Annotated in this window: 16 protein-coding genes and 1 pseudogene; 5 read left to right on the top strand and 12 right to left on the bottom strand. The window is 68.6% G+C overall.

The genetic code is table 11. The features are described from left to right. Nucleotide 1: 1 nt before the first annotated feature. The 5 genes from A5787_RS10380 to pyrH form a co-directional block, all read right to left on the bottom strand. Entirely contained in the window at nucleotides 2-508 is a 507-nt protein-coding gene (locus A5787_RS10380; RefSeq protein WP_066965579.1) for a protein disulfide oxidoreductase, read from the bottom strand. 69 nt (nucleotides 509-577) lie between these two features. Beyond that, a complete protein-coding gene (gene rlmN, locus A5787_RS10375; RefSeq protein WP_066965576.1) occupies nucleotides 578-1,669 on the bottom strand; it encodes a 23S rRNA (adenine(2503)-C(2))-methyltransferase RlmN in 1,092 nt (363 codons plus the stop codon). A 22-nt stretch (nucleotides 1,670-1,691) separates the two neighbouring features. After that, complete coding sequence (locus A5787_RS10370; RefSeq protein ID WP_082977151.1) at nucleotides 1,692-2,615, bottom strand: phosphatidate cytidylyltransferase; 924 nt, start codon at nucleotides 2,613-2,615, stop codon at nucleotides 1,692-1,694. 21 nt (nucleotides 2,616-2,636) lie between these two features. Continuing rightward, entirely contained in the window at nucleotides 2,637-3,194 is a 558-nt protein-coding gene (frr, locus tag A5787_RS10365) for a ribosome recycling factor (RefSeq protein WP_066965711.1), read from the bottom strand. Nucleotides 3,195-3,285: 91 nt separating this feature from the next. After that, nucleotides 3,286-4,035 (bottom strand): UMP kinase, encoded by a 750-nt coding sequence (gene pyrH, locus A5787_RS10360; protein WP_066965569.1) that lies wholly within the window; start codon nucleotides 4,033-4,035, stop codon nucleotides 3,286-3,288. Between the two features lie 319 nt (nucleotides 4,036-4,354). Between pyrH and A5787_RS10355 the strand changes: the two genes are divergently transcribed. Both A5787_RS10355 and A5787_RS10350 read left to right on the top strand, forming a co-directional pair. Continuing rightward, nucleotides 4,355-4,597, top strand: coding sequence for a general stress protein CsbD (locus A5787_RS10355; protein WP_066965566.1), 243 nt, complete (start codon nucleotides 4,355-4,357; stop codon nucleotides 4,595-4,597). A gap of 202 nt (nucleotides 4,598-4,799) precedes the next feature. Then, nucleotides 4,800-5,537 (top strand): winged helix-turn-helix domain-containing protein, encoded by a 738-nt coding sequence (locus A5787_RS10350; protein WP_066965562.1) that lies wholly within the window; start codon nucleotides 4,800-4,802, stop codon nucleotides 5,535-5,537. Between the two features lie 41 nt (nucleotides 5,538-5,578). Here the strand turns inward: A5787_RS10350 and A5787_RS10345 are convergent, their stop codons facing one another. Both A5787_RS10345 and A5787_RS10340 read right to left on the bottom strand, forming a co-directional pair. After that, a complete protein-coding gene (locus A5787_RS10345; protein ID WP_066965559.1) occupies nucleotides 5,579-6,517 on the bottom strand; it encodes a lysophospholipid acyltransferase family protein in 939 nt (312 codons plus the stop codon). A 94-nt stretch (nucleotides 6,518-6,611) separates the two neighbouring features. Next, nucleotides 6,612-7,169 carry an MPT63 family protein gene (locus A5787_RS10340; RefSeq protein ID WP_066965556.1) on the bottom strand — a complete coding sequence of 186 codons (558 nt, stop codon included), beginning with the start codon at nucleotides 7,167-7,169 and terminating at the stop codon, nucleotides 6,612-6,614. A gap of 305 nt (nucleotides 7,170-7,474) precedes the next feature. Here A5787_RS10340 and A5787_RS10335 point away from each other — a divergent pair, with 305 nt between their 5' ends. Continuing rightward, nucleotides 7,475-8,314: a glucose 1-dehydrogenase gene (locus tag A5787_RS10335; RefSeq protein WP_066965553.1), complete on the top strand. Its 840-nt coding sequence runs from the start codon at nucleotides 7,475-7,477 to the stop codon at nucleotides 8,312-8,314. Nucleotides 8,315-8,410: 96 nt separating this feature from the next. Here A5787_RS10335 and A5787_RS10330 read toward each other — a convergent pair whose 3' ends face one another. Both A5787_RS10330 and A5787_RS10325 read right to left on the bottom strand, forming a co-directional pair. Then, nucleotides 8,411-8,824 carry a ChaB family protein gene (locus A5787_RS10330; protein WP_066965551.1) on the bottom strand — a complete coding sequence of 138 codons (414 nt, stop codon included), beginning with the start codon at nucleotides 8,822-8,824 and terminating at the stop codon, nucleotides 8,411-8,413. A gap of 16 nt (nucleotides 8,825-8,840) precedes the next feature. Further along, nucleotides 8,841-9,377 (bottom strand): DUF1360 domain-containing protein, encoded by a 537-nt coding sequence (locus A5787_RS10325; protein WP_066965548.1) that lies wholly within the window; start codon nucleotides 9,375-9,377, stop codon nucleotides 8,841-8,843. 125 nt (nucleotides 9,378-9,502) lie between these two features. Between A5787_RS10325 and A5787_RS10320 the strand changes: the two genes are divergently transcribed. Continuing rightward, the gene (locus A5787_RS10320; RefSeq protein WP_066965545.1) at nucleotides 9,503-9,925 is read left to right on the top strand and encodes a MarR family winged helix-turn-helix transcriptional regulator; all 423 of its coding nucleotides are present in this window, start codon (nucleotides 9,503-9,505) and stop codon (nucleotides 9,923-9,925) included. Nucleotides 9,926-9,981: 56 nt separating this feature from the next. On the opposite strand, the gene A5787_RS10315 is transcribed toward A5787_RS10320, so the two are convergent. The 3 genes from A5787_RS10315 to rpsB are packed head-to-tail and all read right to left on the bottom strand — an operon-like array spanning nucleotide 9,982 to nucleotide 13,099. Continuing rightward, on the bottom strand, nucleotides 9,982-11,388 hold the full coding sequence (locus tag A5787_RS10315) for an amidase (RefSeq protein ID WP_066965535.1): 1,407 nt from the start codon (nucleotides 11,386-11,388) through the stop codon (nucleotides 9,982-9,984). Between the two features lie 31 nt (nucleotides 11,389-11,419). Next, the gene (gene tsf / locus A5787_RS10310; RefSeq protein ID WP_066965532.1) at nucleotides 11,420-12,235 is read right to left on the bottom strand and encodes a translation elongation factor Ts; all 816 of its coding nucleotides are present in this window, start codon (nucleotides 12,233-12,235) and stop codon (nucleotides 11,420-11,422) included. Nucleotides 12,236-12,247: 12 nt separating this feature from the next. Continuing rightward, nucleotides 12,248-13,099 (bottom strand): 30S ribosomal protein S2, encoded by an 852-nt coding sequence (gene rpsB, locus A5787_RS10305; protein ID WP_066965529.1) that lies wholly within the window; start codon nucleotides 13,097-13,099, stop codon nucleotides 12,248-12,250. A gap of 251 nt (nucleotides 13,100-13,350) precedes the next feature. Between rpsB and A5787_RS10300 the strand changes: the two are divergent. Next, nucleotides 13,351-13,827: pseudogene (locus A5787_RS10300) on the top strand (M23 family metallopeptidase); the annotation flags it as partial. Between the last annotated feature and the right edge of the window lie 7 nt (nucleotides 13,828-13,834).

The following is a 13,834-nucleotide window of genomic DNA, read 5'->3' as shown; positions in this document are numbered from 1 at the left end:
ATCAGCGCAGCGCGGCCACCCGGCCGGCCAGTTCACTCTGGGGCATGGCCGCGGTGGGGTTGTTGACGAACGTCGAGCTGCCGTCGGCCCGGTAGAACACGTAGGCCGGCTGCCACGGAACGTTGTAGCGGGCCCAGATCGAGCCGTCGGTGTCGTTGAGGTTGGTGAAGTTCAGGTTGTACTTGGAGACGAAGTTCTGCATGGCCCCGACGTCCGAGTGCGCCGCGACGCCGACGAAGGTGACGCCCGGGTTGGCGGCCGCGACCTGGCTGACCCCGGGGGCCTCGGCGTTGCAGAACGGGCACCACGGCGTCCAGAACCACAGCACCGCGGGCTTGCCCTGCAGGCTGGCGCCGTTGAACGCCGCGCCGCCGAGCGTGGTCCCGGTGAATTGCAGGCGGTCGTCGGCGGCCGCCGAGCGCGGGGCCTCGGCCAGGCCGAAGATCAGTGCTGCGGCGAAAACGGCCGCGGCAAACAACTTGAGCGGAGACAACAAGCGAAGCATCATGGCACCCCCTGGTTTGCTGGGTTATGCCTTGAAGACGCACCGGCGGGCCGCCCGGTTCACCCCGAGGGCTCAGTGCTCGGCGGCCAGCTGCCCGCACGCGGCGCTGATCTCACGCCCGCGCGTATCCCGCACCGTGCAGGACACCCCGGCGGCTCGCACCCGCCGCACGAATTCCCGCTCCACCGCCTTGGGGCTGGCATCCCAGTCGCTGCCCGGGGTCGGGTTGAGCGGGATCAGGTTCACGTGCACCAGCGGGCCGAGCGCGCGATGCAGCCGCTTGCCCAGCAGGTCGGCCCGCCAGGGCTGGTCGTTGACGTCGCGGATCAGGGCGTACTCGATTGACACCCGCCGGCCAGTCACGTCCGCGTAGTACCGGGCCGCCTCGAGCGCCTCGGCGATCTTCCACCGGTTGTTGACGGGGACCAGCGTGTCGCGCAGTTCGTCGTCGGGCGCGTGCAACGACAGCGCCAGCGTGACGGCGAGGCGCTCGTCGGCGAGTTTGCCGATCGCCGGGGCCAGGCCCACCGTGGACACCGTCACCGAGCGGGCCGAAATGCCGAAGCCGTGCGGCGGGGGTTCGGTGATGCGCCGCACCGCGGCCAGCACCCTGGCGTAGTTGGCCAGCGGCTCCCCCATGCCCATGAAGACCACGTTGGACAACCGGTCCCCGAAGTCGTCGCGCAGCGCCGCCGCGCCGGCCCGCACCTGTTCCAAGATTTCGGCGGTGGACAGGTTGCGGGTCAGCCCGCCCTGGCCGGTGGCGCAGAACGGGCACGCCATGCCGCACCCGGCCTGCGACGAAATGCACACCGTGTTGCGGTCCGGGTAACGCATCAGCACCGACTCGACGGTGGCGCCATCGAGGGCCCGCCACAACGTCTTTCGCGTCTGCCCTTCATCACAGGTGACCTCGGCCGCCGCGGTGAGCAGCGTCGGGAACATCGCCTGGGCGATCACGTCACGCACGGCCGCGGGAAGGTCCGTCATCTGTTGCGGATCGGCGATCAGCCGGCCGTAGTACTGGTGCGCGAGCTGCTTGGCGCGAAAAGCCGGCAGGCCCAGCTCCGCGACGGCCGACGCGCGGCCCGCGGCGTCGAGGTCGGCCAGGTGCCGCGGCGGCTTGCCCGGGCGGGATTCGGTGAAGACCAGTTGTTGGACCATGACCCGTCCAGTATCGGCCACCTCAGCGCACGAGCGTCAGCACCGTCCACGCCGCGACCGCCGAGGGGAGCACACCGTCGAGCCGGTCCATCAGGCCGCCGTGACCGGGCAGCAGCCGGCCCATGTCCTTGATCCCGAGGTCGCGCTTGATCTGCGACTCCACCAGGTCACCCAGCGTGCACGTCAAAACCAGGACGACGCCGAGCAGCGCGCCGACCCAGATCGGTTTGTGGGCCAGGAAGGTCGCGGTCAGGATCGCGGCCGTGATCCCGAACACCAGCGAGCCGACGAGCCCCTCCCACGACTTCTTCGGGCTGATCGCCGGGACCATCGGATGCTTGCCCAGCAGCACCCCCACGGCGTAGCCGCCCACGTCGGAGGCGACGACGGTGATCATCAGGCAGAACACCCGCCCGGCGCCGTCCTTCGGGTAGACCAGCATGGCGGCGAAGGAGGCGAACAGCGGGACCCAGGCGGCCAGGAAGACGGTGGCGGACGCGTCGCGCAGGTAGTTCGCCGAGGGTGAACCGGCGAACGGCTCCGGCCGCCTGCTGTTGTCCTGCTGGAACAGCCGCCACACCATGCAGGCCACCACGGTAGCCCCGAAGCCGGCCAGCGCACCGGCCGAACGATACGGCCAGGTCAGCCAGAGGGTGACCTGCCCGCCGATCAGCAACGGGATGAGCGGAATGACGTATCCGGCCTCGCGCAGTCGCCGCACCACCTCATGGCTGGCGACCAGGATCGCCCCCGAGCACAGGATCACCCAGCACCGCGGGGCGAACACCAGCGTCGCGACGAGAACGCCGCCGATGCTGAGGCCCACCGCGATCGCGGCCCGCAGGTCGCGCCCGGCCCGCGAAGTCTTCTTGGCCGGCTGCTGCGTCGCCTCCCGGGACCCACGCCGCGGCTCGTCGGACGGGCTGCCTGCGCCGGTAGTCACCACGGATACGTTGCTGAACGGCCGCTAGACCTCCAGCAGCTCGCCTTCTTTGTGCTTGACCAACTCATCGATCTGGGTGACGTACTGATGGGTGGTCTTGTCCAAATCCTTTTCCGCCCGGCCGACGTCGTCCTCGCCGGCTTCGCCGTCCTTGCGGATGCGGTGCAGCTCCTCCATGGCCTTGCGGCGAATGTTGCGCACCGACACCCGCGCCTCCTCACCCTTGTGCTTGGCCTGCTTGACCAGCTCGCGGCGACGCTCCTCGGTCAGCTGCGGCACCGCCACCCGGATCAAGGTGCCGTCGTTGGTGGGATTGACGCCCAGGTCCGAGTTGCGAATGGCCGTCTCGATGGCGTGCAGCTGACCGGCCTCGTAGGGCTTGATCACGACGAGCCGCGCCTCGGGAACGTTGATGCTGGCCAGCTGGGTGATGGGCGTGTTGGTGCCGTAGTAATCGATCACGATCCGGTTGAACATGCCCGGGTTGGCGCGCCCGGTGCGGATGGTGGACAGGTCGTCGCGGGCGACCGATACGGCCTTCTCCATTTTCTCTTCCGCGTCGAAGAGAGCCTCATCAATCATGGGCGCCACTCCTCTCCCCCGCAAGCGGGTGGTACCCCCACATCGCCGCTTTTGCACTATCGCCGGCGCAAATCATTTCCGCGTCTTCCCCTCAGGTGGTGACCAGCGTCCCGATCTTCTCACCAGCGACCGCCCGAGCGATATTCCCATTGGTCAGCAGGTTGAACACCAGGATCGGCATGCCATTGTCCATGCACAGGCTGAACGCGGTGGCATCGGCCACTCGCAGCCCGCGGTCGATGACCTCGCGATGGCTGATCGCGGTGATCAGCTCGGCCTCGGGGTTCAGGCGCGGGTCCGCGGAGAACACCCCGTCGACCGCCTTGGCCATCAGCACCACGTCGGCGCCGATCTCCAGTGCCCGCTGCGCGGCCGTGGTGTCCGTGGAGAAGTACGGCAGGCCCATGCCGGCGCCGAAGATCACCACCCGGCCCTTCTCCAGGTGCCGGACGGCCCGCAACGGCAGGTAGGGCTCGGCCACCTGGCCCATCGTGATCGCGGTCTGGACCCGGGTGACGATGCCCTCTTTCTCCAGGAAGTCCTGCAGGGCGAGGCTGTTCATGACGGTGCCGAGCATGCCCATGTAGTCCGAGCGCGTGCGCTCCATGCCACGCTGCTGCAGCTGCGCGCCCCGGAAGAAGTTGCCCCCGCCGATCACCACGGCGACCTGCACGCCGCCGCGGACCACCTCCGCGATCTGGCGGGCGACCTGGGCGACGACGTCGGGATCCAGCCCGACCTGGCCGCCGCCGAACATTTCGCCACCGAGTTTGAGCAGGACTCTCGAATACTGGGATCGGCTTTCCGGTACGCCGTTGGCGCTTCTCGTCGGCTCCGTCATCAGACTCCTCGCATGAGAGTGCCATCCCGGGCGAACTCATCCGGAACGGCATTTCACATCCTGCCTCATCGCAACACAATGTGGCGCGGGCGGGGTGCATTATCTGCACAGTTGGCGATTTAAGTGGATTCCGGCGCCGCTTCCCTTCCGGCATCGGATGTTTGAGCGGGCGGCGGCACGGGGAATAGTCACCATCGCGGGGGGCGAACTTACGGTCTGGAGAATAAGGACCACGCCCCACCGTGTAACGGGCCGATCGCTTGTGCGATCGGCGCTGAGCAGTTGCTCAACCACGTACGCCAATGAGGAGGAACAATCCATGGCGGACAACGAGAACAAGTCAGGACCTGCCGAGGCGGTCAAGGGCGTCGTCGAGGACGTCAAGGGCAAGGCCAAGGAGGCCGTCGGTGCGGTGGCCGGGCGTGATGATCTCACGCGCGAGGGCCAGGCCCAGCAGGACAAGGCTGAGGCTCAGCGCGACGCGGCAAAGAAGGAAGCCCAGGCCGAGGCCGCGCGCGGCGGTGCCAAGGCGGCCGAGGAGCGCCAGAAGTCCAACCAGTAGCAGCTTGTCGCAAGGATGGGTCCGGTCCGTGTAAACGGGCCGGACCCATCGGCATTCCCGGGCCGGAGCATGGACCCCGCGAACTGGGGCAATAAACTTTGCATAGTTTGGCTCTGAATCGGGTACCCAGCGCTGCGCTGGCAGACATCTCGCCGTGAGGTGCCTACGGGTGGGGGGCGATGACAAACTCACGAGTTTGGAGATGTCGTTGGACGTTTTACTACTTACGGGTGTAGACGACTTCGAAACGGCCCTGCCCACCCTGAAGCATTTCGCGCACCAGGTGCGGCGTGTTCCCCTCACCGGCGGCGTCCCCGATAACGGCGACGTAGCGATCATCGACGCGCGCACCGATCTCGAGGCCGCACGCAGTGCCTGCCGCCGGTTGGCTTCCGACGCGCCGTCCATCGCGGTGGTGGCCGTGGTGGCGCCGGCGGACTTCGCGGCGGTGGACGTCGACTGGCACGTCGACGACGTGCTGTTGCCCGCCGCCGGGGCCGACGAGCTGCAGGCGCGGCTGCGGCTGGCGATCTCGCGCCGCCGCAGCGCGATGGACGGCACCGTGAAATTCGGCGATCTGCTGCTGCACCCGGCCAGCTTCACCGGGTCGCTCGACGGTGCGGACCTGGGGCTGACGCTCACCGAGTTCAAACTGCTGAATTTCCTTGTGCAGCATGCCGGCCGGGCGTTCACACGTACCAGGTTGATGCACGAAGTGTGGGGCTATGACTGCAACGGTCGCGTCCGCACGGTCGATGTTCACGTGCGGCGGCTGCGCGCCAAACTGGGACCCGAACACGAATCCTTGGTCGACACGGTGCGTGGGGTGGGCTACATGGCGTCCACGCCGCCGCACCCCGAATGGGTCCTCAGCGGGTCGACGCTGCCCCCCCTCTGGACGTCGACGACACGGCCGGCCAGCGACCCAGTGGCGCACTAGCCGCGACGAATCCCGTGGCGCAAGGTTTTTCGCGGATCGGCTCACGCGAAGAGCGGCAGCGCCCGCTTTCGCGCCAGCGCGTCCATGCCTTCCTGAATCGAGTCCTCGACCTCGTGGTACTTGCGGTCGACGTAGTCGTCATCGTCGGCACGTGCCGGGTCGCGCTCGAGCTCGACGGCGGGCATGAACCGGGTCCTGATCTTGGCCGGCACCGGCAACTGCGGCAGCGCCGCCGGGGCGATACCCCACGGTATGGACACGGCAACCGGGAAGACCTTGAGCCGCAGCAGCCGGTCAAGCTTGAGCGCCCTCGACAAGCGGTCGCCGCGGATCAGCACCGGCATCGCGTCGGCTCCGCCGACGGTCGCGATCGGCACGATCGGGACGCCGGCACGAATCGCCATTTTCACGAAGCCCTTTCGCCCGGCGAGGTTGGCGCGGTCCCGCTCGATCCACGGACGCAGCGAGTCCACTTCCCCGCCGGGCCACAGCGCCACGTCGCGCCCCTCCGCCAGCGCGGTGGCGATCGCGTCCGGGGCCGCCGGCAGCACGCCCATCGAGCGGAAGTAGCGCCCGAAGACCGGGATCGCCATCAGCGCGTCGTGGGCCGTGCCGTGCAGCGGGCGGTCCTGGCCGAAGCGCCGCCACCACTGCAGGCCGACGGTCCAGGCGTCCCAGACGAACGGGGCGCCCGAGTGGATGCCCACCAGCAGCGCCGGCGGCTGCGGCGGGATGTTCTCCCAGCCGTCGACCTCCATCCGGAACCAGTAGTCCACCAGCACATTCCAGAAAAACTTCTGGCGCTGCAGGGTGGCCTCGTCCTGGCCGCTGAGGTCCCACCTGCCGGCGCGGTCCGCAACCCAGCCGGCGATCCCGCCGTCCGTCTTGCTGCGTCGCTCGTCCATCGCCACGCGCGCCCGTCTGGCATTGAGCTTGGCTTGGGCGCGTACTTCGGCTGGTCTGTGATCGGGATTACTCATGAGTGTCGGGTACCCGATTCGGGCGCGCGGGACTCCCGGATACGCAAATCTCCCCGCGCCATCGGGGTGGCGCGGGGAGATGGCTGCTACCGGACTACGCGTGGGGCGCCGGGGCCGGCGGTTGGCCCGGTGCCGGACTTGCGTTCGGCGGCTCGCCAGGCGTCGAGGCGCCGGGCACGTTCGACGTCCACATCAGGATGTCCTGCATTCCGTCGTTGTAGACGACGCCGTTCGGCGGCGCGCCGGTCACGTCGAAGTACAGCGTTCCGGTGGACTCTTGGCCCTGCGGGATCGGCGCCGGGTTGAGGCTGCCCGGCGCACCGGCCTTGTCGATCAGCTTGTAGGTCTGACCGTTAGGCCCGCGGGCGCTGAAGTCCTTGACCATCGGGGTGACGATCCCGGCATCCGACCTGGCCGTGATGTCGGCCTGGTAGAGCGTTCCCTTGGGCGTGTAGCCCGGAATCGAAACGTTGCTGGGCTGCAGATTGCTCACCGTGTAGTTGGTGACCATGGGCCCGTCGACGAGCTGTTCGCTGGTGCCGAAGCCCTGGATGTTGGGCGCGGCGGAAGCGGTTGCTGCTGCGAAAACGCCTGCAGCCGCTACAGCTCCGGCAGCAATAGCACTCTTTACAGCGGTAGTGGTGACCTTCATCGTATTCCTTTCGTGTCGAACAATCGCTCCCACACAGAGGGCGATAACCGCACTGCGTGGAGATAACCCTTTGGCCGGGCCGCTAAACTCCGAATCACCGCCGAATTGTCCGAAATGTGCGCCGCTACCTGCATTAACGGTGCCGGTGATTATTTTTTCCCGCAGCGACTTTCACGCCACAGAATTAACATTGGCACCATTGCCATCACCCCGTGAGGACGCGATTAGTTCCGCCCGCGCGGGGTAGCCGCAGCCAAAGGGGGGGTGTTGAAGCCAATGCGAAAGCGTGAAAGGACCTGTCAGAAATGAGTTTTGCGGCGCAGCAACAAGAAGTTCCGGGTGTGCAGGCGCAAATGGATCCCGTCCCGGACTGCGGCGAAAACAGCTACCGGGGCTCGGGCAAACTCTCCGGCAAAAAGGCGATCATCACCGGAGGCGATAGCGGCATAGGCCGCGCCGTCGCCATCGCATTTGCGCGTGAAGGCGCCGACGTGCTGGTCTCCTACCTCAACGAGGACGACGACGCGCGCGATGTCGCCCGCTATGTCGAAGACGCCGGCCGCAGCTGCGTGCTGATGCGCGGCGACCTCTCCGACCCGGCCCACTGCCGCGCCGTGGTCGCGCGGGCGGTCGAGGAATTCGGCGGCGTCGACATCCTCGTCAACAACGCGGCCTACCAAATGATGCACAAGAGCCTCGATGAGATCAGTGACGAGGAATGGGACTACACGTTCCGGCTCAACATCGGCGCCTATTTCCACCTCGCCAAGGCCGCCGTGGCGCACATGAAACCGGGCTCGTCGATCATCGGCAGCTCGTCGGTCAACTCCGATTCGCCCAACCCCACCCTGGCGCCCTACGCGGCGACGAAGGCGGCGATCGCCAATTTTTCGGCCAGCCTGGCGCAGCTGCTGGGCGACAAGGGAATCCGGGTCAACAGCGTGGCGCCGGGCCCGATATGGACGCCGCTCATCCCGTCGACGATGCCCCCGGAAAGCGTGGAGTCGTTCGGCGACAACGTACCGCTGGGGCGCGCCGGCCAGCCGGCCGAGCTGGCCCCCATCTACGTGCTACTGGCCTCCGACGACGCGAGCTATATCTCCGGCGCGCGAATCGCCGTCACGGGAGGCCGGCCAATCCTGTAGCACCCGAACCGTTGAGGAGCCCCGGTCCTCGCCCGACTCCCCGACGATCGGGCTTTAAAGAGCCGACTTCCCGGCGCCATCGCCGCCCAAACGCCGTCAGCGGCCGCGCACCCGCCGGTTCTGCTTCTTGATCGCGTCGACCAATTCCGACTTGTTCATCGTCGACCTACCGCGCACATCAAGCCGGCGCGCCACGTCGAGCAGATGCTTCTTGCTGGCGTTGGCGTCAACACCTTCGGCCGACCGGCCGCTGTTGTCCGGACCGCCGCGCTCGGCCAGCTCGTCCGACGGGCCCTTCTGTTCCTTGGGCTCCCAGTGGTCTCCGACCTTCTCGAAACCGTGCTTGAGAGCCGAGTACGCCACCCGGTGGGCGCGCTCCTCGCTGCCGTACTCCTCGGCGGCCGAGTCGTGGGTCTTTGCGAACGTGCGTTGCGCTTTGGCGTCGGAGCGCTGCAGGGTGCTCGGCAATTCGCTCTTCTTTGCCGCGCCGCCTTTCGTCGTCTTGGGCACTGGACCTCCTCGGTTGTCAGCCCTCGGCCAGCTGCTGGGCCCGCGCGTAGGCCAGCTGCAAGAAATCGGCGCCGGCCAGGGCGGTGAAGGTGCCCGCGATCAGCCGGGTCGGTCTCGGCACGAAGATCAACCCGATGACGAACGCGGTGGCCACCCACATGTCCAGGCAGAAGGGGCATGTCAACAACTCCCCCAAGCTGTGCCGCAGCGCGCTGCCGTGGCGCGTTTCCTCCATCACCTCGGCCGGGCCGCCGGAACCCGCGTAGCGCGCAAACGGCGCCCGTAAGGGGCTGGTCACGGCGTCCTTGGACACCGTGCGCGACAGCTTGTGGGTGCCGATGGTGACGGTCAGGAGGTCCTGGACACTCCAGCGCTCTGGCAGCGTGCGTCCGGTGGCCGCGGCGATGACGCCGGCCAGGGCGACCAGGGCGCCGTAGATCGCGAGGACCACGGTGTAGCCCTCCAGCGGTCGGGGGTTGTCGCCGCGGTAGGCGTCGGCTTCCCGCCGCGCGTGCTCGGCCACCCCTTGAGTCATTTCGATTGCATCGCCCATCGGCGCTCCTTCACGTCTGGATCCCCTGTGGGTTACCCCGTTGGGCGCCCGGGAACCACGTCTGCGCTGAACCGCACCGGCGAAGATGCGCAGCCCGGCGCCCCGGATATGTCAAGATCGCTGACATGGGCCAGGCCGAAGACGCTCCGCTGGGTTACCTGCTGTACCGGGTGGGAGCCGTGCTGCGGCCGGAGGTTTCCGCGGTGCTGGGTCCGCTGCGCCTGACGCTGCCCGAATTCGTCTGCCTGCGCATCCTTTCGATGCACCCGGGAATGTCGAGCGCGGAATTGTCCCGGCACACCAACGTCACACCGCAGGCGATGAACACGGTGCTGCGGGGGCTGGAAGACGTTGGGGCCGTGGAGCGGCCGGCGTCGGTCTCCTCCGGCCGGGCGCTACCGGCCACGCTGACCGGTCAGGGCCGCGCGCTGCTGAAGCGCGCGGAGGCCGCGGTCCGCGTCGCCGATGCCCGTATCCTGGGCAAGCTGACCGACGCGCAGCAGCGCGAGTTCAAGCGCATGCTCGAGAAGCTCGGATCCGACGGCTGATCACACGGCGATCGCGAGGGCGGCGAAGCCGGGCGAAACGGGTCGCCGCCACCAAGCTACGCGGCCTGGATGCGGGCCCACGGCCGCGCCTCTTCGAGTTCGTAGGCGAGTTCCAGCAGCGTCGATTCCTGCCCCAGGTCGGCCGACAGCATCATGCCCACCGGCATGCCGTCGGCGGATTGGGCCAGCGGCAGCGAAATCGCGGGCTCGCCGGTGACGTTCTGCAGCGGGGTGAACGACACCCAGTCGATCAGCCGGTCGATGACCTGGTGATAGTCGGTGGGCGCCAGGTAGCCAATGCGGGGTGTCTCGTCGGCGAGCGTCGGGGTCAGCACCGCGTCGTAGGTGCCGAAAAGCTGCGCGGTGCGCCGACGGATTCGGCGCAGGCGCACGATCGCCAGCGGGAGCCGGTGCAGGTTGCGGCCGGTGTTGCGCTCCAGCCCCAGCGTCAGGCTGTCCAGCTTCGTGCGGTCGAACGTCTTGCCGAACAGGCGGGTCCCGGTGCGCACCTGCGCCAGCGCCAAGAATCCCCAGTACAGCACGAAGTCGTCGACGAAACTGGCCGGCACCGGCGGTTTGTCGAGGTACTCGACACGGTGGCCGAGTTCCTCGAGCAGGGCGGCGGACTTCAGCGTCAGCTCACGCACTTGCGGGCTGCACTCGCGCAGGACTGACCGCGTCACCACGGCGATCGTCAGGCGCCGCCTGCCGGGGCCGGCGACGTCGCCCACCGGCGCCAGCTTGGGGTTGCGCCAGATGCGTTCGGCCTCGCGATAGAACGCCGCGGTGTCGCGCACCGAGCGGGTCACCACCCCGTTGGCGACGATCCCCACGGGCATCCGGCGCAGCTGCGGGTCCAGCGGCAGCCGCCCCCGCGACGGCTTGAGCCCGACCAGCCCGTTGCAGGCGGCCGGGATCCGGATCGAGCCGCCGCCGTCGTTGGCGTGCGCGATCGGCACCACGCCCGCGGCGACGAACGCGCCCGACCCCGACGACGAGGCGCCGGCGCTGTAATCGGTGTCCCAGGGGTTGCGGACCGGCCCCAGCCGCGGGTGTTCGGCGGACGCGCTGAACCCGAATTCCGACAACTGCGTCTTGCCCACGGGCGCCACCCCGGTGGCCAGGTAGAGCCGGGTGAATTCGCTGTCGGAGGTCGCGTTCCACGGCGTCCACGCGTCGGTGCCGTGCATCGTCGGCTGGCCGGCGACGTCGACGTTGTCCTTGACGAACGTCGGGACGCCGCTGAAGAAACCCGCGGCGGGGCCGCCGGCCGCGGCGGCCCGCGCCTGCTCGTAGGCCTTGTGCGCCGTTCCGTTCAGGACCGGGTCGACGGCCTCGGTCCGGGCGATGGCGGCCTCGGTGACCTCGGCTCTGCCGACTGAACCCGCCCGGAGGGCGTCGGCCAGGCCGACTGCGTCGAGGTCACCGAGGGCATCGTCACCGAAAGCGTGCACGCGTCGCATGACAACGACGCTAGCCGCTGTGGCGCGCCGGTTAAGCCTGACCCACCTCAAAGCGAACGAACCGCGTCACCGTCACCCCGGCCTCGTCGAGCAGGGCCTTGACGGTCTTCTTGTTGTCGGACACCGACGGCTGCTCGAGCAGCACGGCGTCCTTGAAGAAGCCGTTGAGGCGGCCCTCGACGATCTTGGGCAGCGCCTGCTCGGGCTTGCCCTCGGCCTTGGCGGTCTCCTCGGCGATGCGGCGCTCGCTGGCCACCACGTCCTCGGGGACGTCGTCGCGGGACAGGTAGCGGGCCTTCAGCGCCGCGATCTGCAGTGCGACGGCATGCGCCGCGTCCTGGCTCTCGCCCTCGAACTCGACCAGCACGCCGACGGCCGGCGGCAAGTCGGCCGCGCGCTTGTGCAGGTAGGCCTCGACGTTACCGTCGAAGTACTGCACGCGGCGCAGTTCGAGCTTCTCGCCGATCTTGGCCGACAGGTCGGCGATGGCCTGCTCGACGGTCGTGTCGCCGATCTTGGCGACCTTGAGGGCGCCGACGTCGGTGGCCTTGGCCTGCAGCGCGGCCTCGACGACCTGGTCGGCAAGCTTCTGGAACTCGGCGTTCTTGGCGACGAAGTCGGTCTCGCTGTTCAGCTCGATCAGCGCGCCGCCCTTGGCGGCGACCAGTCCCTCGGCCGTGGCCCGCTCGGCGCGCTTGCCGACGTCCTTGGCGCCCTTGATCCGCAGCGCCTCAACGGCCTTGTCGAAGTCGCCGTCCGTCTCGGCCAGCGCGTTCTTGCAGTCGAGCATGCCGGCGCCGGTGAGTTCCCGAAGCCGCTTGACGTCGGCAGCGGTGAAATTCGCCAATGGTCAGCCTTCCTATGAAGGGTCAGTTGTCGATTCGGTGGGGCCCGCAGCGGCGTCGGTGGGGGCGGTAGCGGTGGCGGCGGCCGTTGCTGTGGCCGAGGCCAGCAGCTCCTGCTCCCATTCGGCCAGCGGCTCGGCGGACTCCGCCTCGGGCTTGCCGTCGCCGCGGCCCAGCCCGGCGCGCGCCTGCAGGCCCTCGGCGACCGCGGAGGCGATCACCTTGGTCAGCAGGGCGGCGGAGCGGATCGCGTCGTCGTTGCCCGGGATCGGGTAGTCGACCTCGTCGGGGTCGCAGTTGGTGTCCAGGATCGCGATGACCGGGATATTGAGCTTGCGGGCCTCGCCGACGGCAATGTGCTCCTTGTTGGTGTCGACGACCCAGATCGCCGACGGCACCTTGTTCATGTCGCGGATGCCGCCGAGGCTGCGCTCCAGCTTGTTCTTCTCGCGGGTCAGGCCCAGGATCTCCTTCTTGGTGCGACCCTCGAAGCCGCCGGTCTGCTCCATCGCCTCGAGCTCCTTGAGGCGCTGCAGCCGCTTGTGCACCGTGGAGAAGTTGGTGAGCATGCCGCCCAGCCAGCGCTGGTTGACGTACGGCATGCCGACGCGGGTCGCCTCGGCCGCAACGGACTCCTGCGCCTGCTTCTTGGTGCCGACGAACAGCACCGTGCCTCCGTGGGCGACGGTTTCCTTGACGAACTCGTACGCCTTGTCGATGAAGGTCAGCGTCTGCTGCAGGTCGATGATGTAGATGCCGTTGCGGTCGGTGAAGATGAACCGCTTCATCTTGGGATTCCAGCGACGGGTCTGATGCCCGAAGTGGGTGCCGCTGTCAAGCAGCTGCTTCATGGTTACGACAGCCATTGCCGCGATTCCTTTGTTGTCGGTTGTCGCCCGGCATCGGGTGAAGCCGGGCCCTGGCGCCTGCGGAATGCCGCACCCGTCCTGGATGTCCCGGACGGGACCGCACGGCAATCTCTTGGTTGCAGGCGCGCGAAGTCAGCCCGCTAACGAGCTGCGACCAGGAGTTTACACCGTCTCAGCAGGTGCTTTTTCCACAGCGGTGAGTGGCGGGGTCGCGCGGGCCCCGCTGTACTCGCCCAGTGCGGCCGGCGATGCTCCTGATCCTGGCACTGCTGTGCGCCGCGCCGGCGCGGGCCGACGACGTGCGGCTGGACTGGCCGCTGCGGCCGCCGCCGGCCCTGGACCGGCAAGCCCGCGGATTCGACGCCCCGTCGCCCGACTGGCATCCCGGGCACCGGGGCGTGGACCTGCCGGGCTCCCCGGGTCAGCCGGTCTACGCCGCCGGCCCCGCGACCGTGGTGTTCGCCGGGCTGTTGGCCGGGCGGCCCGTGGTCTCACTGGCGCATCCCGGCGGGTTGCGCACCAGCTACGAGCCGGTCCGGGCGGTGGTGCGCGCCGGCCAGGCGGTGACGGCCGGGACCGTGATCGGGTCGCTGGAGGCCGGGCACGCCGGCTGCCGGGCCGCGGCCTGCCTGCACTGGGGGGCGATGTGGGGGCCCGCGTCGGGCGCCGACTACGTCGACCCGCTGGGGCTGTTGAGGTCGACGCCGATCCGGCTGAAGCCGCTCGGCGGGT

The sequence above is a fragment of the Mycobacterium sp. 852002-50816_SCH5313054-b genome, assembly GCF_001667185.1.
In the GTDB taxonomy this organism is placed as follows: domain Bacteria; phylum Actinomycetota; class Actinomycetes; order Mycobacteriales; family Mycobacteriaceae; genus Mycobacterium.
Note: the sequence above shows the minus strand (reverse complement) of the source record. Positions and strands in the feature narration are given on the sequence as shown.

Bases quoted from the DNA above. Each gene is read 5' to 3' on its own strand.
- A5787_RS10350 (WP_066965562.1), top strand. From the start codon at position 4,800: ATGTCGTTGGACGTTTTACTACTTACGGGTGTAGACGACTTCGAAACG.
- A5787_RS10380 (WP_066965579.1), bottom strand. From the start codon at position 508: ATGATGCTTCGCTTGTTGTCTCCGCTCAAGTTGTTTGCCGCGGCCGTT.
- rlmN (WP_066965576.1), bottom strand. From the start codon at position 1,669: ATGGTCCAACAACTGGTCTTCACCGAATCCCGCCCGGGCAAGCCGCCG.
- A5787_RS10340 (WP_066965556.1), bottom strand. From the start codon at position 7,169: ATGAAGGTCACCACTACCGCTGTAAAGAGTGCTATTGCTGCCGGAGCT.
- frr (WP_066965711.1), bottom strand. From the start codon at position 3,194: ATGATTGATGAGGCTCTCTTCGACGCGGAAGAGAAAATGGAGAAGGCC.
- A5787_RS10345 (WP_066965559.1), bottom strand. From the start codon at position 6,517: ATGAGTAATCCCGATCACAGACCAGCCGAAGTACGCGCCCAAGCCAAG.
- A5787_RS10355 (WP_066965566.1), top strand. From the start codon at position 4,355: ATGGCGGACAACGAGAACAAGTCAGGACCTGCCGAGGCGGTCAAGGGC.
- A5787_RS10320 (WP_066965545.1), top strand. From the start codon at position 9,503: ATGGGCCAGGCCGAAGACGCTCCGCTGGGTTACCTGCTGTACCGGGTG.
- pyrH (WP_066965569.1), bottom strand. From the start codon at position 4,035: ATGACGGAGCCGACGAGAAGCGCCAACGGCGTACCGGAAAGCCGATCC.
- A5787_RS10335 (WP_066965553.1), top strand. From the start codon at position 7,475: ATGAGTTTTGCGGCGCAGCAACAAGAAGTTCCGGGTGTGCAGGCGCAA.
- A5787_RS10325 (WP_066965548.1), bottom strand. From the start codon at position 9,377: ATGGGCGATGCAATCGAAATGACTCAAGGGGTGGCCGAGCACGCGCGG.
- A5787_RS10315 (WP_066965535.1), bottom strand. From the start codon at position 11,388: ATGCGACGCGTGCACGCTTTCGGTGACGATGCCCTCGGTGACCTCGAC.
- rpsB (WP_066965529.1), bottom strand. From the start codon at position 13,099: ATGGCTGTCGTAACCATGAAGCAGCTGCTTGACAGCGGCACCCACTTC.